Origin of the sequence: Moraxella sp. VT-16-12, assembly GCF_002224245.2 — a bacterium.
Taxonomy (GTDB): Bacteria; Pseudomonadota; Gammaproteobacteria; order Pseudomonadales; family Moraxellaceae; genus Moraxella.
Genome location: NZ_NKHK02000001.1, coordinates 241617 through 260460, shown reverse-complemented (window position 1 = coordinate 260460; position 18844 = coordinate 241617). Strand labels below are relative to the sequence as shown.

Annotated in this window: 17 protein-coding genes; 9 read left to right on the top strand and 8 right to left on the bottom strand. The window is 43.2% G+C overall.

The features are described from left to right. Positions 1–200 precede the first annotated feature (200 nt). The gene (locus CEW93_RS01235; protein WP_089539623.1) at positions 201–1193 is read left to right on the top strand and encodes a DUF4349 domain-containing protein; all 993 of its coding nucleotides are present in this window, start codon (positions 201–203) and stop codon (positions 1191–1193) included. Between the two features lie 50 nt (positions 1194–1243). On the opposite strand, the gene CEW93_RS01230 is transcribed toward CEW93_RS01235, so the two are convergent. Both CEW93_RS01230 and CEW93_RS01225 read right to left on the bottom strand, forming a co-directional pair. Further along, positions 1244–2116 carry a M48 family metallopeptidase gene (locus CEW93_RS01230; protein ID WP_089539622.1) on the bottom strand — a complete coding sequence of 291 codons (873 nt, stop codon included), beginning with the start codon at positions 2114–2116 and terminating at the stop codon, positions 1244–1246. Positions 2117–2297: 181 nt separating this feature from the next. Further along, positions 2298–2657 (bottom strand): ArsC/Spx/MgsR family protein, encoded by a 360-nt coding sequence (locus tag CEW93_RS01225; protein ID WP_089539621.1) that lies wholly within the window; start codon positions 2655–2657, stop codon positions 2298–2300. A gap of 94 nt (positions 2658–2751) precedes the next feature. Between CEW93_RS01225 and leuS the strand changes: the two genes are divergently transcribed. From leuS to CEW93_RS01195, 6 genes are all read left to right on the top strand, one after another. Next, a complete protein-coding gene (leuS, locus tag CEW93_RS01220; RefSeq protein ID WP_089539620.1) occupies positions 2752–5346 on the top strand; it encodes a leucine--tRNA ligase in 2595 nt (864 codons plus the stop codon). A gap of 67 nt (positions 5347–5413) precedes the next feature. Beyond that, a complete protein-coding gene (locus tag CEW93_RS01215; RefSeq protein WP_089539619.1) occupies positions 5414–5683 on the top strand; it encodes a hypothetical protein in 270 nt (89 codons plus the stop codon). A 42-nt stretch (positions 5684–5725) separates the two neighbouring features. After that, complete coding sequence (locus tag CEW93_RS01210) at positions 5726–6223, top strand: hypothetical protein (protein ID WP_089539618.1); 498 nt, start codon at positions 5726–5728, stop codon at positions 6221–6223. Between the two features lie 9 nt (positions 6224–6232). After that, positions 6233–7240, top strand: a complete 1008-nt coding sequence (gene holA / locus CEW93_RS01205; RefSeq protein ID WP_089539617.1) for a DNA polymerase III subunit delta — start codon at positions 6233–6235, stop codon at positions 7238–7240. A 186-nt stretch (positions 7241–7426) separates the two neighbouring features. After that, positions 7427–8722 carry an efflux RND transporter periplasmic adaptor subunit gene (locus tag CEW93_RS01200; RefSeq protein WP_089539616.1) on the top strand — a complete coding sequence of 432 codons (1296 nt, stop codon included), beginning with the start codon at positions 7427–7429 and terminating at the stop codon, positions 8720–8722. Between the two features lie 4 nt (positions 8723–8726). Continuing rightward, entirely contained in the window at positions 8727–10700 is a 1974-nt protein-coding gene (locus CEW93_RS01195) for a MacB family efflux pump subunit (protein WP_089539615.1), read from the top strand. A 261-nt stretch (positions 10701–10961) separates the two neighbouring features. On the opposite strand, the gene CEW93_RS01190 is transcribed toward CEW93_RS01195, so the two are convergent. Both CEW93_RS01190 and cysS read right to left on the bottom strand, forming a co-directional pair. Next, positions 10962–11816, bottom strand: coding sequence for a DUF2272 domain-containing protein (locus tag CEW93_RS01190; RefSeq protein WP_089539614.1), 855 nt, complete (start codon positions 11814–11816; stop codon positions 10962–10964). Next, positions 11801–13204: a cysteine--tRNA ligase gene (gene cysS, locus CEW93_RS01185; RefSeq protein ID WP_089539613.1), complete on the bottom strand. Its 1404-nt coding sequence runs from the start codon at positions 13202–13204 to the stop codon at positions 11801–11803. The genes CEW93_RS01190 and cysS overlap by 16 nt, the downstream gene beginning before the upstream one ends. A 118-nt stretch (positions 13205–13322) precedes the next feature. Here cysS and CEW93_RS01180 point away from each other — a divergent pair, with 118 nt between their 5' ends. Beyond that, positions 13323–13913: a cob(I)yrinic acid a,c-diamide adenosyltransferase gene (locus CEW93_RS01180; RefSeq protein WP_089539612.1), complete on the top strand. Its 591-nt coding sequence runs from the start codon at positions 13323–13325 to the stop codon at positions 13911–13913. Positions 13914–13945: 32 nt separating this feature from the next. Here the strand turns inward: CEW93_RS01180 and CEW93_RS10945 are convergent, their stop codons facing one another. After that, positions 13946–14929 (bottom strand): hypothetical protein, encoded by a 984-nt coding sequence (locus CEW93_RS10945; RefSeq protein ID WP_089539611.1) that lies wholly within the window; start codon positions 14927–14929, stop codon positions 13946–13948. 163 nt (positions 14930–15092) lie between these two features. Between CEW93_RS10945 and CEW93_RS01170 the strand changes: the two genes are divergently transcribed. Then, positions 15093–15875 (top strand): methyltransferase domain-containing protein, encoded by a 783-nt coding sequence (locus CEW93_RS01170; protein ID WP_089539610.1) that lies wholly within the window; start codon positions 15093–15095, stop codon positions 15873–15875. A 30-nt stretch (positions 15876–15905) separates the two neighbouring features. Here CEW93_RS01170 and CEW93_RS01165 read toward each other — a convergent pair whose 3' ends face one another. The 3 genes from CEW93_RS01165 to der are packed head-to-tail and all read right to left on the bottom strand — an operon-like array spanning position 15906 to position 18706. Further along, complete coding sequence (locus CEW93_RS01165; protein ID WP_089539609.1) at positions 15906–16508, bottom strand: aminotransferase class IV; 603 nt, start codon at positions 16506–16508, stop codon at positions 15906–15908. Positions 16509–16522: 14 nt separating this feature from the next. Beyond that, the gene (locus CEW93_RS01160) at positions 16523–17284 is read right to left on the bottom strand and encodes a hypothetical protein (protein WP_089539608.1); all 762 of its coding nucleotides are present in this window, start codon (positions 17282–17284) and stop codon (positions 16523–16525) included. A gap of 3 nt (positions 17285–17287) precedes the next feature. Beyond that, complete coding sequence (der, locus tag CEW93_RS01155) at positions 17288–18706, bottom strand: ribosome biogenesis GTPase Der (protein ID WP_146416622.1); 1419 nt, start codon at positions 18704–18706, stop codon at positions 17288–17290. Positions 18707–18844 lie beyond the last annotated feature (138 nt).

Here is an 18844-nt window from a genome sequence, read left to right as displayed (position 1 = left end):
TCATGATGATACATGAATACTTATTTGTGAACAAAAATTAACATAAAAATTTTAAAACACCAACATAAACACGATAAATGTTCACAAAAATCAGATAAAAGCATAAAATTTCATCACTAGCCCCATTCACCCTTATGCCAATATACGATTGATTTTAAAGTAAAAATTCGTTATATTATCCAAAAAACTTGGACATTGCCATGCATAAATCTGCCCTGCTCTTATGTATCCTATTTATCTTATCTGCTTGCTCAAAAGCTCCTGAACATGAATTTGCCGAGCAAGCTGTCGCTGAAAATACCACCGAACACGCTGCACTACAACAAGACAACAATTTGCTAAATAGCCAAAGCACCATTCAAGATGAACAAACTCATTTGGCTGATAAACGGTTTGTTGTTAATGTGAAGGTGCATTTTGGCACAACAGATGTGGTTAAAACAGTGAAAACCCTTGAAGATTTAACGCTAAATACGGGCGGATATTTACAAAAAGTGCAGATTTTTAATGAAATTACTGACAAACACAGCTATCCCATTGGTGATGGCAAAATTAAAACGCTGACACATTTCGTGCGTCAAAGCCAAATGACCGTACGCATTCCCAAAGAACGTGTGAACGAATTTTTAAACCACGTACAAGAACAAATGGTGTTTTTGCATGAACAAGAATACATCGCCAAAGATGTGGCACTAGACTTACAGCGTGAACTACTACACGCTCAGATAGAAGCCCAAAAACAGGCGGATCTGGAACGCCTTAATCCCGCCAAGACGGACGATTTGACAGACAAATCCGCCCATATAGACAGCATTGCCCAATCAAAATACCGTCAAGCCCTTGCCGAGCTAGACAGAAAAGCACTTGCTGAACAAGTGGCATTTAGCACCATCAGCCTAACTCTTTATCAAGAACCGCAAATTTTTGAGCAGATTATGCCCGATACAAATGCCCACATCGCCAAAGATAATCGTGCTAATTTTGGACATAAATTTATCCAAAGCCTATATGCAGGGTGGGGATATTTCTTGGCGTTCATCTTGTGGCTAAGCAGTCTTTGGGCATTCATACTTGGTATGATTGTGCTGGTTGTTCTTTGGCGAGTTAAAAAGTGGCGGTTTAGACCAGTATTACGCACCACTAAAAACAGCCAAAAAACACGCCAAGATGACACCAAAGATAACACACCATAATCAATTAAGTTTTTCACCCATAAAAAACCCCCAATATTGGGGGCTTTTGGTTAATGTTTGTTGGTTTTTTTGTTGGTGGATTTGGCAGGTTTTGATGTTGATTTTTTGGTTTGTGGCGTGGTCGCTTGGGCAGGCACATGCTTCTGCTGATTTGCCTGATAAATCGCCATATTTTCAGGCAATAACTTTTCCATCGCTTTGATGCGGTTGTCATTATTGGGGTGAGTGGACATGATGTTGCCAATGACTGTATTGCCACTTGAATCCTTGGCGTTCATTTTTTTCCAAACGTTGATGGCGTCTTGGGGGTTGTATCCAGCTTGTGCCATCAGTTTCATGCCAATGGCATCTGCTTCATACTCATGATTACGAGAATAAGGTTTGTCCAAACCATATTCATGCAATAAATCCGCCCCCAAATTCACCGCACCGGCACTATATCCTGTCTTAGACTGAATGGCTGCTGCTCCTATCTGCACCGCCAGTCCTGATAACACACTGGCTCCTGCTTGTTTTTTGGAATGTTCTTGTAAGGCATGACCCATCTCATGACCAACAATCGCAGCAATTTCACCTTCGGTCAAATTGAGATTTTCAGCAAGCCCTGTATAAAATGCCATCTTACCACCCGGCATCGCCCACGCATTCTCCGTATTTGAGCGAACAACGGTCATTTTCCAATCAAACTTAACGCCTGTCTTGTTCATCGCATCTGCATAAGGACGCAGTCGCATAAAAGCACGCTGTACTGTTTTGGCAGTGGCAGATGTGGTGTCTATTGATTCACCGCTTAAAATTTTTTGATAATCTGAGCTGGCTTGGGCATTTAAACTGGTGCTGGTATTACCTGTCAAATCCGCCACCGTAGCACAGCCAGAAAGCATTAAAGTGGCACTCACAACCGCCATAGAAAAACGTTTCATTGCATCTTCCTTTATCCTAAAAAACTCATACTATTTTAGCAAAAGTTTTTGACAAATGTTATCAATAAATACAAACAAGCCATCAGCACCGAAACATTCCGATAAAAGGCATAAAATTTAGGATAATAGGATAAACTGCCCACATGGTCAAACTGCTAAGCACATGACAAATCACCACACATCACGCCAACACTTGCTCCCACTCATCACCAAAACCAATCAATGCCACCTCTTTGCCTTGATATTCTCCCATCACCATTGGGCGTTTGAGTACGCTTTGATTGTCCTTAATAATCTCATAAATAGCAAAAGTGTCATCACTCATCAATACCGCCTTGGTGTCATCATCAAATTTGCGGTAGGTTGTGCCTTGTTTGTTGATGACTTTATCGCCAAATAATACGACAAACTTATCAAAATCCGCCTTTGGCAGCACTGACTTTTTATAATCAAAAAATTCATACGCCACGCCTTTATCATTTAAAAAATCAAAGGCTTTTTTCATGGTATTGCAATTTTTAATGCCATAAATGGTCAGCATGGCTCACTCCAAAATCTGTAAAAATATTGGCAAATTATAACAAAAATCAGCTATAATAGTCTGTTATTTTTTATGATGATTGCTTTGAGATACTATGCACCAAGATTATGATTTTAGCACCATAGAACACGCCCAGCAAGCCAAATGGCACGCCGACAATCGCTATCACACCGACAACGAAAACCACGGCAAACCTACCCGTTATATGCTCTCCATGTTTCCTTACCCAAGCGGAAAATTACACATGGGTCATGTGCGTAACTATGCCATCACTGATGTGCTAAGTCGCTATTATCGCCAAAAAGGTCATGATGTCATGCAACCGATGGGTTGGGACGCTTTTGGTTTGCCCGCTGAAAACGCCGCCATCGCCAATGCCGTTGCCCCCCATGCGTGGACGATGGCAAACATCAAGCACATGCGTGAACAACTAAAATCTTTGGGGCTGTCTATTGACTGGTCTCGTGAGTTTGCCACCTGCTCACCTGAATACTACAAATGGGAGCAATGGCTGTTTTTACAACTTTATAAAAAAGGCTTAGTATACAAAAAACTTGCCACCGTAAACTGGGACCCTGTAGACAACACCGTTCTTGCTAATGAACAAGTCATTGAAGGGCGTGGCTGGCGGTCTGGGGCAGTTGTTGAAAAACGCGACATTCCCATGTATTACTTTAAAATCACCGATTACGCCGACGAACTTTTAGAAGATTTAAAACTTCTAGAAGGCAAATGGCCAAAACAAGTGCTGACCATGCAACATAACTGGATTGGCAAAAGTCATGGCATGGAGCTTGATTTTACTTATGACATTGACGGACAAACAGACAAACTCACTGTATTTACCACCCGTCCTGATACCATCATGGGTGTCAGCTATTTGGCGGTTTCTGCCGAGCATCCCCTTGCCAAATATGCCGCTCACAAAAACCCAGCGATTGATGAGTTTTGCAAACTGTGCAAACAAGGCTCTGTCGCCGAAAGCGAGCTTGCCAAAGCCGAAAAACTTGGCATGGATACAGGACTGACTGCCAAACACCCCATCACAGGGGACGATGTGCCTGTGTGGGTCGCCAACTATGTGCTGATGAGCTATGGTTCAGGGGCGGTGATGGGCGTGCCTGCTCATGATGAGCGTGATTTTGAATTTGCTCACAAATATGGCTTACCCATAAAGCAAGTCATTGAATTTAAAGATAAAATTTACAATATCCAAAAATGGCAAGACTGGTATTCTGACAAAGATGGCGTGTGCATCAACTCAGGGGTGATTGATGGCTTAAATAAAGACGAAGCCACCGCCAAAATCGCCACCATCGTCAGCGAAAAAGGGCTGGGTAAAGCCACCACACAATATCGCCTGCGTGATTGGGGCGTATCTCGCCAACGCTATTGGGGCTGTCCAATTCCGATGATTAACTGCGAATACTGCGGTACAGTGCCTGTGCCTGAAAGTGATTTGCCTGTGGTGTTGCCCACCGATGTCATACCTGATGGTCGTGGTAACCCTTTAAAAAACATACCAGAATTCATCAATTGCACTTGCCCTAAATGCGGTCAGCCTGCCGAGCGTGAAACTGACACGTTTGACACTTTTGTGGAGAGCAGTTGGTACGCCCAAAGATTTACCACACCGCATGATGACACACAAATGGTGGGACGAGCTGGGGCAGACAAATGGCTGTCTGTCAATCAATATGTGGGCGGTATTGAACATGCCATTTTGCACCTATTATACGCCCGCTTTTTTCACAAAGTCATGCGTGATGAAGGGCTTGTGGGTGGCTCTGAACCCTTTGAATGTTTGCTTGCACAAGGCATGGTTTTGGCGGGGACGTATTATCGTGAAAATGATGACGGCTCAAAGACTTACTTTTTCCCCCACGAAGTACAAGTATCAGGCGATACAGCCACACTCATCGCCGATGGTCAGCCTGTGGTGATTGGCAAGATTGAAAAAATGTCAAAATCCAAAAATAATGGTGTGGACCCCGAAACCATCATGAAAGAATACGGTGCAGATACAGTGCGTTTGTACACCATGTTTACTGCCCCTGCCGACCAAACGCTTGAATGGTCAGACTCTGCCCTAAAAGGTCCACACAACTTTATCAAAAAAGTGTGGCGATTGTCGCACGAGCATTTAACTAGCATTCAAGATGTGGACAAATCCGCCCTTGATGTGGCAAAACACACTCTGTCCAAGCCTGCCAAAGATTTACGCCGTAAAACACATGAGACCATCGCCAAGATTGATGTTGCCTTAGGTGAACATCTGGCACTAAACACACCCGTGTCGTCTTTGATGGAGCTTGCCAATGAGATTGGTGCGTTTAAAGTCCATCATGATGGCGATTTGGCGGCACGTCATGAAGCGATTATCACCCTGCTGACTTTGCTTGCTTTATACGCACCACACGTTGGTGAATATGTGCTTGAAGCCTTTGGTTTTGATGGTCGCCTACTCACTTTCCCAGCACTGGACAAATCCGCTTTGGTCAGCGACAGTATTGTCATGGCGGTACAGGTCAATGGCAAAGTACGTGGTGAGATTGAAGTACCCACAGGCACAGACAACGAAACGATTAAACAGATGGCTCTTGGTTGTGATAATGTCGCCAAATTCATCACCAATGAGCCCAAAAAAGTCATCATCGTACCAAATAAACTGGTGAGCGTGGTTGTTTGATTGTTTTAAAGGCAAGTTGGGTGATGATTGCACCCAACTTAAAGCTTGCCATTTTTGATGTTTTACCATGCCAAAAACCAAACTGATTCACCTGCTTTCCAACATTGCCATTTTAAGTAATTTGGTGGTGGGGTTTTTACAAATTCATTGGGCGATAATTGTTGCCTTTATCATCATTCACACCCTATTGCGTTTGGCGTACGTCAAAGCTGACCGCCACAACACCACCCAAAACAACATCGCCCCACCTGCCATTACCACCATCGCCAGCGTGATTACTGCTGTCATTTTGGCATTGGTGATTTATGGGATTGGCTATGGTGTGGCATTTTTATAAAATAATTTTAAATTATTTTTACCCACAAAAACAGGGAAAATCATGCAAAAACTACTCTCCACCACTTTAATTTTCTTATCTTTAATTAGTCTGACAGGGTGCGGTTTTGCGTTGCGTGGCACAGATAAAGCGGTACAGCTTGCTCCTAAGCACCAAGCTGTACAAATATCCACCGATGACACGCCAGATGCTTTTGCCCTAAAACAGCCACTCATCAAGCATCTGCAAATGCGTGGTATTCACGCCACGTCCGCCACCAACAACATCACCATAAAAAACATACGCTTTCGCCGTTATGATTTGGTTGGCACACTCACCGAAGTTCGTCTTGTGCTGATGGCAGATGTGGCATATCACATCAATGAACAAATATACACATATCCTTTGCAAGTAGAACACAGCTATCAATACAATGAAGCCAGCGTTGCCACCACAGATGGGCAAGGAGACACAGCAAGAACATGGCTGTATGACAGTCTTGCTGAACGGATTGCTGAGCAGTACCGAGCGATTGCCCAAAAACACCAAAATACTCCATAGCTTACTGATATGCAAACACGCCTGTTGCCTTTGCTGTATGACTTAGAGAAAAACGCCACGTCTTGCTATGGGTTGTGGCTTGTACATACTGATGAGCCGTTGGTGGTGGATTGGTTGATTGATGGCTGTCGTTCCATTTGGTCAAATAACAATCAAATTATCAACCGCATGGAGCTGTCATCGCCCAAATCTTGGTACGATGTAGCAAATGAATTATCTAGCCTAAACCTATTTGGCGAACATACCGCCTTGATTGTTACAGGCAAACACAAACCTGACATCAAAGATAAAACTCTGATGACATCGCTGAATCAGTTTGCCAAAGATGTGGCAAATGGATACAGCCAAAACCATTTGGTTTGGTGCTTACCCAAACAAGACAAAAAATCCCTTGCCACCAAAGCGATACAGTTTTTTAACCAAGAAGGCTTGTTGATTGATGGCAATATTTATGATGAAAAACAGCGTGGCGAGTTTTTAAAATTTAAAGCTCAACAACTTGGGCTTAGGCTTGCTCCTAATGCTTGGCAAATGCTCCTACACGCCACCGAACAGCATTTACTTTCTGCCTATCAGACACTTTGGCGATTGTCTTTTTTGCCCCATGGCGACACAATAACAACAGATGAGTTGGAGCAAGCACTTGTGGCAGGCGCGGATTTTAATGTATTTGATTTGTCAGATGCACTCATCAGTAGCAACGCGCCCAAAGCACTTAATATCCTACACCATCTAAAACACACCGACACCGCCCCAAGCGTTGTCCTATGGGCTGTTGCCAAAGATGCTCGGCTCATCACCCAAATCCAAGCAGGTAAAGACCCTGCCACACTTGGCATTTGGTCAAATAAAATCCATCTATACACCCAAAGTGCCCACCGCACAAACGCAATAAGTGGTACATGGCTCACCGAAATTTATGCCCTTGACAAAATTATAAAAGGCGTATCAGCAGACAATGTGTGGTTTGGGTTAGAACGGTTGTGTCTAAAAATCTGTGGTATTACTGCCGTTTAGGTGCGATTGTTACAATTTTTCATATCTCCTTAACAAAAAACCATAAAGTCTTATAAAGTTTTATCTTTTTTAAAAAAAGTTTTGTTAAAATATTCACAATCCTAAATGGTTGGTTTATAAAGTTTATTTAAACATTTTTACCACACAGCCCATTTCTTAATCACCTTCCTTACGTTTGGAAAAATCATGTCTGTTGTCGCTAAAAAACCCAAATTTCCCATCAAATGGGTTGTTGTCATTGTGTTACTTATCTTGATTGGCTTTGCCCTTTACCATTTTTTAACACCCAAGCCCACCCCACCTGCCTACCTAACTGCCGAAGCTGTCATGGGCGACATTGAGACCACCATCATGGCATCAGGCAAAATCCAAGCCATTGATAGTGTCAATGTTGGGGCTCAGGTATCAGGTGAAATCATCAAATTGCACGTGGATGTTGGTGATGAAGTCAAAAAAGGCGACATCATTGCCCAAATCAGCGAAGTGGAACAAAAAAACACCGTCTCCAATGCCCAAGCCAATCTAAATCAAGCCCAAGCCAGCCTTGCTCAGGCACAGGCAAGTTTGGCAAACAGTCAAGGCATGATTGCCAGCCAACAAGCCACTTTGCAAGCACGTCTGAGTGAGCTTAAAAAGGCAGAACAAAACTTTGCTCGCATGGCACAGCTCATCAGCATTGACGCGGTCAGTCGCCAAGATTATGATGATGCCAAAATCGCCGTAGAAGTCGCCCAAACAAACGTGGCTGTTGCTCGCACCAACATTCAAAACGCCAAAAACGACGTTGCAAATGCCAAAGCCAACATCGCCAGCCAAAAAGCAAGCATTAACAAAGCTCAAAATGATTTATCTACTGCCAGCGAAAAGCTTGGACACACCACCATCATCGCCCCCATTGATGGCACGGTGGTTTCGGTCAGCCAAAAACAAGGAACGACCGTAAACGCCATGCAATCTGCTCCGACCATCGTTACGCTTGCCAATTTAGACAAATTGCGTATCAACGCCCAAATCTCCGAAGCTGATGTGATTCATGTCAAAGTTGGTATGCCCGCCCGCTTTAACATCATCGGCACACCCAACCAAAGCCAACAGGCAGTTTTATCAGGCATAGAACCAACCGCCAACACAGTCAGTTCATCAACATCTGGCACGTCAGCCATCTATTATGTGGGTCATTTGGACATTGATAACAGCGAACGCAAATATCGCATTGATATGACCACACAGGTAAATATCGTTGTTGATACGGTCAAAAATGTGCTGACCATTCCAGCATCTGCCCTAAAAAATAACAACGGCAAATACAGTGTCAATGTCATTGGTAGTGATGGTTTTGCCAAACCTGTGGACGTACAAATCGGTCTAAATAACCGTGTTAATGTTGAGATTAAATCAGGTCTAAGTGCAGGCGATAAAGTCATCATCAGCGAATCAAGCGACAAAGCCAACGACCGCAAAAACCGCCCACCAAGATTTTAATATTATGACAACACCCAAAACCCCCCTAATCTGTATCAATCAGCTAACACGAGATTTTCCCACAGGTGATGGCAGTATTCGCATTTTGCATGGCATTGATTTGACACTTTATCAAGGTGAGATGGTCGCCATCATCGGACAATCAGGCTCTGGCAAATCCACCTTGATGAACATTTTGGGCTGTTTAGATAAGGCAACATCAGGCAGTTATACCATCTTTGGCAAATCGGTTGATGAGATGGATAATGGTGAGCTTGCCAAACTTCGCCGTGAGCATTTTGGTTTTATTTTTCAACGTTATCATTTGCTTGGCGACATCAGTGCTTTGGATAATGTAACTGTACCTGCTGTGTATGCAGGGGCAGACACCACTTTGCGTAAAGAGCGAGCCACCAAACTACTTACCCAACTTGGCTTGGGAGAAAAAATCCACAACCGCCCCAATCAGCTTTCAGGCGGTCAGCAACAACGAGTGTCCATCGCTCGTGCTTTGATGAATGGCGGAGATGTTATCCTAGCAGATGAACCCACAGGAGCCTTAGACAGCCAATCAGGCAAGGAAGTCATGAACATCTTGCACGACCTAAAAAACCAAGGTCATACCATCATCATGGTAACACACGACCCCAGCCTTGCTGCCCAAGCCCAACGTGTCATTGAGCTAAAAGACGGACACATCATCAACGATTATTATACCAATAACAACCACTATCAAAAAACCACGCCACCCACCACTCACATCACAAACAACAAAAACGCCCTATTTGGCTTTTTTGACAGGCTCAAAGAAGCTTTTAAAATATCCATCTATGCCATGAAAGCCCACAAAATGCGTACTTTGCTCACCATGTTGGGGATTATTATTGGTATTGCATCTGTTGTTTCTATCGTAGGGCTCGGGCAAGGCTCACAAGCCAAAATCCTAGAAGACATCAACAAACTTGGCACCAACACCATCACCGTCATTGATGGCTATCCTTTTGGCGACCCACGTCGGCGTTTTGGTTATGACAATCTGACCGCCGAAGACGCCCAAGCGGTTGCCACTCAGCCTTATGCCAAATCTGTCAGCCCACAAGTGGATACCAATGTTACCATTCGTTATAAAGACGCAGAATCAACAGGCAGCATTAATGGCGTTGGCAAAGACTATTTATCTGTAACAGGTGAAACGCTTATGATGGGGCAAGGTTTTAATCAAGACAGCATTGACACACTCGCCCAAGACATCATCATTGACCAGAACGCTTATAAAACCTTTTTTCACGGGCAAGGCGACCCAATCGGTCAAGTACTGATGGTTGGCAGTGTACCCGGGCAGGTGATTGGCGTGCTGTCTGATAAAGATTCTAGCTTTGGCAGAACAACCAACACGCCACAGTTGTATATGCCTTATAGCACCGTCATGCACCGCATGCTTGGCACAAGCTACATTGACCGCTTTGTGGTGCTGATACATGATGACACACCATCAGACATCGCCGAAAATGCCATCAGCGACCTAATAACATCTCGTCATGGCACAGATGATTTTGACATCATTAACACTGACAGCATTAAAGAAACTGTTCAATCTACCACCAACATCATGACCATGCTTATCTCGTCCATTGCCATCATCTCGCTTATCGTCGGTGGCATTGGCGTGATGAACATCATGTTGGTGTCTGTTACTGAACGCACCAGCGAAATTGGCGTGCGTATGGCAGTTGGGGCACGACAATCTGACATCATGCAACAATTTTTGATAGAAGCGGTGTTGGTATGCGTACTTGGTGGGGCACTGGGGATTTTGCTGGCGTTTGGGGTTGGCTCTTTGATAAATAAATTTGGGGGTGAGAATGTGGGGGTAATTTACTCGCCCTTAGCCATTGTGGTTGCCTTTGTCTGCTCCACACTCATCGGTGTCATCTTTGGCTTTTTACCTGCTCGTAATGCATCACGACTTAACCCTGTGGACGCATTGGCACACCATTAAAAACAAAAAAGGGCGACCATCATCGCCCTAAGTTTACTCTAAAATTATAATGAATGACCATCTTTTTAATTACAAACATTTATAAAGATATGTCATTTTAGGTAAAAAATTTAATTAATTATATTATAATTTTGCACTTAGGCTGCCTATATTTTTTAAAAATATAAAAACTATTTATTATTTTTATATAAAAATTTATCAAATAAAAATGGGCAAATCCATTTCATTTGCCCATTACCACCAAGCCGACAAATTAAAACATCACGGCACTTGTAGCTTTAATAACACCGCCCAATTTTGCCGATTTAGGTTGCAGGCGTTTTCATTATTGTGATGGCAATCACCCTTAGTTACAGGCAGGGTCATCAAACCATCATCGCCCAAAGGAAGTTTTCTGAGCATGACCGTATTCATGACATTGCCACCAATCAGCCACACATCATCAGCATTCACATCAACCACAATATCACAGTGGGCGGTTAGCCAGTGGCTTTGGGTGTGCAGATACTCACTTAGCCCATCAAAGCCTGCCACGCCATTTTTTCCCCGCACATAACACAGCATATCGCCCACCTTGGGAGCGGTGCTCTTGGGATTGGTATAAGCATAGGGCGTGCCATGTTGCCATGCGTGTTTAATATAATCAAAATGTCTGGGAGAACCAATAAAATCTGCCACGCCTGCCTGAGTCATCACATAAGAGACAAACACCGCTGACCATGCACTGTCCATCACAAAAACTCGGCATTTATTGACATCAAGACCGCCAACCAAGCAGTTTTGACGTTCGGACAGCTCTGCCATACCGCCACTATCTCGCCAATATGCCATCACCCTTTGCCATGCAGGAGCACCATCGGTCAGCAAAAACCGTTCAGCTTCACTGATTTGATAACGACGAATCCCACCTTTTGCATCTATAAAAGAGCCATGCCATGCCTGATGCTCACGGTGAGCAATGGCTCGGATACGCTCGGCTGTTGTCATACCATCAGCAAAAACAGGCTTGGGTGATTGCCATAAAACAGGCGTGTTTTTGTTCATATTGGGCGACACACAAGCGGTCAATGTCAATAACAAGCCGCCCAGCACCCCATATTTTATACTCTTCGCCATGTCGTCCCTGCCCTACTGTCTTCTAGCTCAATACCTTGCTCTTTTAGTTCAGCTCGGATTTGGTCAGCAAGGGCATAATTTTTATCGGCTTTGGCTTGGTTGCGTGCATCAATCTTCGCCAAAATCTCCTCTTGGCTTAACCCATCATCGCTCAAACTTGCTTGCAAAAACTCACTGGGGTTTTGCTGAGCGATATTAAGTGGGTAAGCCAGCGTTTTTAGCATAGTGGCAAAATACAAAGCCTGCTTATCATCGCCTGCCTTAATGGCTTTATTGACCTCGCCTGCCAAACCAAACAGCACGCTCATCGCCTTGGCGGTATTAAAATCATCATTCATCGCCTGAGTAAAGGCTTGCCCATATTCGCTATCCCACACGCCATCATCAATCACCACCCTCTCAAAAGACTTTAAAGCGTGATATAGTCGTGATAAGGCGGTGTGAGCTTCTTTTAGAGCGGTGTCAGAGAAGTTAATCGGACTGCGATAATGGCTAGACAAAATAAAAAAGCGAATGGTTTCGGCATGAAAATCTGCCATCACTTCACGAATGGTAAAAAAGTTATTCAGCGATTTGCTCATCTTTTCACCATCCACATTGACAAAGCCGACGTGTAGCCAGTTGTTGGCATAGGTTTTGCCAGTCGCTCCTTCGCTTTGAGCGATTTCGTTTTCATGGTGGGGAAACTGCAAATCATGTCCGCCACCGTGAATGTCAAAACTCTCGCCTAGACAGCAAGTGCTCATCGCCGAGCATTCAATGTGCCAACCAGGGCGACCCACTCCCCACGGACTGTCCCAATGCGGCTCGGACGGTTTGGCAGATTTCCATAAGACAAAATCAAAGGGATTGTGTTTATCATCACTTTCGCCCACACGCTCGCTTGCTCCTGCTTGCATATCGGCAAGTTTTCGTTTGGAGAGTTTGCCATAACTTGGGAATTTATCCACTGCATAATAAACATCACCACCTTGACCTTGATAAGCCAAGTCTTTGTTTTGTAAGGTAGTTATCATCTCTAACATCTGTGAAATATGCTCAGTGGCACGTGGCTCGCTATCTGGTCGCACACAGCCTAGGGCATCGGCATCTTGGTGCATAGCCTTGATAAACCGCTCGGTCAAATCCCCAATGCTTTCACCATTTTCATTGGCTCGTTTGATGATTTTGTCATCAATATCTGTGATGTTACGCACATAATTGACCTCATAACCAATCTGTCTTAGCCAACGCACAATCACATCAAAACCCACCATCACCCGAGCATGTCCAATATGACAATAATCATACACCGTCATACCACACACATAAATCCCCACTTTGCCTTCATGAATGGGTGTAAAGGGGCGTTTTTGAGCGGTTAGGGTATCATATAAATGCAAAGTCATGATGTGCCTTTTAAATTTTTGAGTAAATCGTTTATCATATCAAAATTTACTAAAAAGTGCTACAATCCAAAAAATCTTACAATTGATATCTTTAATACACTCACATTTAAGGAAAATCATGGGCAACCGACTTTCAAAAATCTACACTCGTACTGGTGATAATGGCACATCGGCACTATCTGATGGCAGCCGCCTACCCAAAGATGATGCGGTGTTTGTGGCAATGGGTGATGTTGATGAGCTTAATAGCCATCTTGGCATGATATTAGCACTACTACCAACTGCCAATTTATCCCAAAAGATAGACAAAAACACACTTTGCCATGAGCTGACAGTCATTCAACATTTGCTGTTTAATCTAGGTGGTGAGCTTGCCATGCCACATTTTATTGGCATTGAATCAAAGCATATCCATTGGCTTGAACAAAAAATTGACCGCATGAATGCCACTTTGTCGCCATTAAAAGACTTTATTTTACCCAAAGGCTCGCTCATTGTTTGTCAAACTCATCTGGCAAGAAGTGTGTGTCGGCGAGCTGAACGTGCCACCACCACCTTAAAACAGCAAGAGCCTAAACGCCTAGGTCATGATGGCTTAATATTTTTAAATCGCTTATCTGACTATTTATTTGTTCTTGGGCGATATTTGACTGATGATAGGCACATCAGCGAAACTTTATGGCAAAAGGAGATTCTGGCAGATTTATAACGTCTGCTGATTTAATCCCCTTTTTTGCTCAATCAGTAAGTTTCATTGCTCTCAACAATGGTAATCTCAGAGCTGGTGTCTTGAACAGTCGGCTTAGGTTCAGATTTAGGCTCTGTCTTGGGTTCTGCTTTTGGCTGTGGTTTTGGTTCAGGCTTGGGCTCTGCTTTTGGTTGTGGCTTGGGCTGAGATTGGGCTTGAATTTGACTTCGCTCTTGGTCAGTAATCGGCGGTTCGCCACTTGGGGTAGGTGCTGGCTGAGTTTCACGACTTGGCACATCTTCTGGGCGAAGTACAGCGGTCTCAGGCGTTGGGGTGCGACGTTGCACCTGTGGCTCAACAGGACGTGGAACTGGTGCAGGACGAACCGCAACAGTAGGTGGTGGCGTAATATTTGGGGCTTGGTAAGAACTGCCCGAATCACGACGTGCGGTTGCTTGATTTTGCTGATAAGTGGCGATGGTTGCCTGAGCCAAGCCCTTTGACGCCACCAAAATGGCAGGATTTGATGTGTTGATGGCCACAGCATTACCATCTACTTGATACACAAAATTTGCCACCAAACGATTATCACCAAGCAAACTCACCCCATTTTCCAAAGCACGCTCATCCAAACTTGCCACACGAGCGGTTTTAAATGCTTTATTGGCAGCCGCCACATCTTGGGGGTCTAGGCTAATATGCAACTCGCCATGACACTCGCCATTTTCATAGCGGATGTTTTGGACGTCCACCTGAGTTTGAGCAAGGCGAGATTTTAGATGTTGCTCTAAGGCAGACAGATTTTTAGGATTGCCAAGTGCTTCAATGGATGCCACCAAAAGCTCATCTTGAACCAAACCAACCACACGATTTTTAGTAGCAATATCATCACACACCACCGAAGGACGTTCTGTAACAACAGGCTGAGCTGTCTCTTGTGATTTGGGTGCTTCTTCGGTTTTTTCTTTTTTGCCACACCCTGCCAATGCCAGTGCCACCAAAGACACACCAAAAATAAATTTTATGTGCTGTTTCATAGGATACTCTTTTTGCGTTTTGTGCCATCACCCAAGCAATTATCTTAAAAATAAGTTACAATAGGCAAATTTTTGGCATTATAACACAGGCGTTTGTTGTTGCTATACCGCTCATACTATTTTTTTACATCAATTACAAAACTTATCATTTTATCTTAAATTTATGACCGTTCATCTACACAATTTGACAAATAATGACCGCAATTTTGATGATATTGCTGACCATTTTAGCAAAAAAGTCTATGGCAGTCTCAAAGGTCAAATCCGCCTTGCCATCCTAAAACGAGACTTGGCAGAGCATTTGCCCAGCCAACGTTTAAAGGTGTTGGATGTGGGAGCGGGACTTGCTCAGATAAGCCTATCGCTTGCCACTCATCACGATGTCATCATCAGCGACATCTCACAAAACATGATAAACAAAGCCAAATTATCCGCCAATGAGCTGAATGTAACACCCCAATTTATCGTATCGCCCTATCAAAAGCTCCATCAACATTTACACAAACAAAAGTTTGATGTCATACTGTGCCATGCTGTGCTAGAATGGCTGTCCGACCCCAAGCAAATCATGGCATTTTTTGATGAGTATTTGGCAGATGATGGCGTGTTATCGCTGTGTTTTTACAACCCTGCCAGCTTGGTATATCGCAATTTGGTGATGGGAAATTTTTATCAATTAGACAAACCAAAACCTGCCGACAACAAAAGTCTCACGCCAAACAATCCTGTGGCATATCAAGACGTACAACATTGGCTGTCCAAACAAGGCTACGTCATACTGTGCCAATCTGGCATACGGGTATTTTCTGATTACGCCCCCTTAAAGCGTGGCGGACTTAACAATCCTGATGATGTGGTGGCGATGGAATTAAAATACTCACAAACACACCCTTTTTGGCAAATGGGGCGGTATTTACATATTTTGGCAAAAAAGCAAAGAAAATAAAAAAGACCAATTGAGCATTTGGTTTGACAATCATTGAATGTTTTGCTGATTTATCATAATTGCCCGAGTTTCATCAAATGCATTTAAGGTATTTATCATCATCACTTTTTGATATTGCCAAATGTCATCTTTTTTAATGGTGGCTAATTGTATTTTTTTATTATCCAGCAAATACGCTCTTTGTGTACCTTTCAATAATGGTGTATCTGGCGTGTACCAAATATTATCTTTTAAAAATATCAGATTACCAATAGAACAATCGGTAACAAAGCCATTTTTGATAATGATAATTTCATCGCATTTATTCTTTTGTGATAACAAATGATTTAATACATTTCTATCATCATATTTATACTCATAGGCTATCTTATCACATTCTATCAGTTTAAAAGAGCAAATATTTTTTGGTATATAATCAAAATATGCCACTTTAACATCATCTTTATCATAAGTAACACGGCAACGAATCAGTTTTTTGATACCAATGTCTTTGGGTAGTGTGATTAATTTTGCTATATCATCAATAACATTTTGACGATTTAAAAAAACTTGCCCTTGTCTAAATCGCTGATTATGATAATGTAAATTTAAGATATTCCCATGTTGCATTGCCAAAGTTTCAAATAGTGTCATTATTTTTAACCACGTTATTTATCTTGCACCCAACCAATCTCTTTGGCGGTTAATTCACCTATCATTGTTTGGTTTAACGCTCGTGCCATGACAAATTTAGTTTCACTGGTGGGAATATGCACCGCCATCAGCTCTGCATATTTTTGTGGATAAAGCGGATTTTGAGCAGGATTGGCATAGCCATCTGGGTAATTAGGAATGCCATTTGCCAAATTATATTTATCCGTTGCCCCAAAGCCATGTAAGCTTTCATGAGCAATCACCACGTTGTTATTTGTGGTTTTATCGCCACTGGCAAATAAATTGACCACGCCAATGCGACCGTTTTGCAGGGCAGTAGAAGTCTCAGTCAAAATACGCTTATCCGTGTGATGGTACTGCAAAAATAGCCGTAAATTGGTCGGTACACCCACATCTGTGGCGTTTTTATGGGCATAATAGCGAAATTTTAAACTCCACATCATCGCACTTATCACACCACTATTTTTGGGAACAACAGGGGGCAAGGCTTTGACTTCATCACCCAAACGATAATAAAAATGGACATTTTGACCGTATTTTTTGCTTTGGGTGTTTAGATAGCCTTCTATCTCTTTAAAATCTTTATCAGACAAAGCATGGATATAGCTGGCAACTTCAGGTGAGCCATCCACATTGACAGGATAAAGTGCCACGTACACTGGCTGTGTCCAGTTGTGATGATGGTCTTGATAGGCATTAACCGCCACCACCAACAAGACACCTAGCAAGATGACGACGCGTAGTGTTTTGAACATGGATTATTTACGCTTCTTATCTCGCTTTTTAAACTCGGCAATGCGTTTTTTGTCTCGCATTTTTTTGGCTTTGTTTTTGATGACGGGATTTTTTTTGCCTTCATAAGGGTTGGCATTTTGTTTAAACTCAATATGCAAAGGTGTGCCTTCTAATTTAAATACGTCCCGATAAATATTTTCAAGATACCGCTGGTAGCTTTTTGGTAAGGCAGATGTTTGATTGCCATGAATGACAATCACAGGGGGATTATGCCCGCCAAGATGAGCATAGCGAAGCTTAATCCGACGACCACCGACCATGGGGGGCTGATGGTTTTCTATGGCATCCTGTAAGATTTGCGTCAGGCGACTTGTGGACACCTTAAACATAGATGCGTCATAGGCTTTGTGAATAGATGGATACAGATTGCCCACGCCGTTGCCATACAGTGCTGAAATCAAATGAATTTTTATCCAAGGCACAAAATGAAACCGCCGCTCCATCTCCATCTTGACAATTTTCTTTTGCTCATCAGACAGGTTGTCCCATTTGTTAATGGCAATGACAATCGCTCGCCCAGCGTCTAGGGCATAACCAAGCATATGCAAATCTTGGTCAACAATGCCTTCATGAGCGTCCACCACCAGTACCACAACATTGGCATCTTTGATGGCTTGTAAGGTTTTGATAACGCTAAACTTTTCTACTTTTTCATCAATACGACCACGCCGTCTCACCCCTGCGGTGTCAATCAGCGTATAATTTCGTCCTTCTCGCTCAAAAGGGATATAAATGCTGTCTCGTGTCGTCCCCGGCATATCAAAAACCACCACTCGCTCTTCACCAAGCAAGCGATTGACCAGCGTGGATTTGCCGACATTGGGGCGACCAATAATCGCCATTTTTAAGCCGTCTATCTCTTGAACCGCTTGGTCATCTTCTGGCATATCTGCTGTTAAGGCTTCCAACAAATTGGTAACGCCCTTACCATGGCTGGCAGCTGTGGGAAAAGGTTCGCCAAAGCCTAAAGCAAAAAACTCACCGATTGCCGCTTCATGCACGCCATCAGTTTTGTTTGCCACCAAAAACACACGTTTACCCAACGTATGCAAAAATTGGGTAATCTCCTCATCGCTAGGTGTCAGTCCTGCTCGTGCGTCCACCACAAACACCACCATGTCTGCCTCATGAATGGCGGTATAAGACTGGCTTGCCATATAGTCATCAATATTGCCACTGCCGTCATCCGCCTCGCCGATACCACCTGTATCAATGACAATAAATGATTTGTTTTCAAAATGCACATCGCCATATTGACGGTCTCGGGTCAAGCCTGCTAAATCTGCCACAAGTGCTTGGCGAGATTTGGTGAGCTGGTTAAATAGCGTGGATTTGCCGACATTGGGGCGACCAATCAGGGCGATGACGGGTTTTAAACTCATATAATACTCGTTATAAAATCTTTGATAAAACTGATTATTTTAGCATAAATGGGGCATTTGCTAAACTATTTATCCAAATATGATGATAGATGTTTAACATAGTATTGATGACAGACATACGCCACCTGACTCACAACA

Coding starts and splice junctions, on each gene's coding strand:
- CEW93_RS01235 (WP_089539623.1), top strand. CDS start 201: ATGCATAAATCTGCCCTGCTCTTATGTATCCTATTTATCTTATCTGCT.
- CEW93_RS01230 (WP_089539622.1), bottom strand. CDS start 2,116: ATGAAACGTTTTTCTATGGCGGTTGTGAGTGCCACTTTAATGCTTTCT.
- CEW93_RS01225 (WP_089539621.1), bottom strand. CDS start 2,657: ATGCTGACCATTTATGGCATTAAAAATTGCAATACCATGAAAAAAGCC.
- leuS (WP_089539620.1), top strand. CDS start 2,752: ATGCACCAAGATTATGATTTTAGCACCATAGAACACGCCCAGCAAGCC.
- CEW93_RS01215 (WP_089539619.1), top strand. CDS start 5,414: ATGCCAAAAACCAAACTGATTCACCTGCTTTCCAACATTGCCATTTTA.
- CEW93_RS01210 (WP_089539618.1), top strand. CDS start 5,726: ATGCAAAAACTACTCTCCACCACTTTAATTTTCTTATCTTTAATTAGT.
- holA (WP_089539617.1), top strand. CDS start 6,233: ATGCAAACACGCCTGTTGCCTTTGCTGTATGACTTAGAGAAAAACGCC.
- CEW93_RS01200 (WP_089539616.1), top strand. CDS start 7,427: ATGTCTGTTGTCGCTAAAAAACCCAAATTTCCCATCAAATGGGTTGTT.
- CEW93_RS01195 (WP_089539615.1), top strand. CDS start 8,727: ATGACAACACCCAAAACCCCCCTAATCTGTATCAATCAGCTAACACGA.
- CEW93_RS01190 (WP_089539614.1), bottom strand. CDS start 11,816: ATGGCGAAGAGTATAAAATATGGGGTGCTGGGCGGCTTGTTATTGACA.
- cysS (WP_089539613.1), bottom strand. CDS start 13,204: ATGACTTTGCATTTATATGATACCCTAACCGCTCAAAAACGCCCCTTT.
- CEW93_RS01180 (WP_089539612.1), top strand. CDS start 13,323: ATGGGCAACCGACTTTCAAAAATCTACACTCGTACTGGTGATAATGGC.
- CEW93_RS10945 (WP_089539611.1), bottom strand. CDS start 14,929: ATGAAACAGCACATAAAATTTATTTTTGGTGTGTCTTTGGTGGCACTG.
- CEW93_RS01170 (WP_089539610.1), top strand. CDS start 15,093: ATGACCGTTCATCTACACAATTTGACAAATAATGACCGCAATTTTGAT.
- CEW93_RS01165 (WP_089539609.1), bottom strand. CDS start 16,508: ATGACACTATTTGAAACTTTGGCAATGCAACATGGGAATATCTTAAAT.
- CEW93_RS01160 (WP_089539608.1), bottom strand. CDS start 17,284: ATGTTCAAAACACTACGCGTCGTCATCTTGCTAGGTGTCTTGTTGGTG.
- der (WP_146416622.1), bottom strand. CDS start 18,706: ATGAGTTTAAAACCCGTCATCGCCCTGATTGGTCGCCCCAATGTCGGC.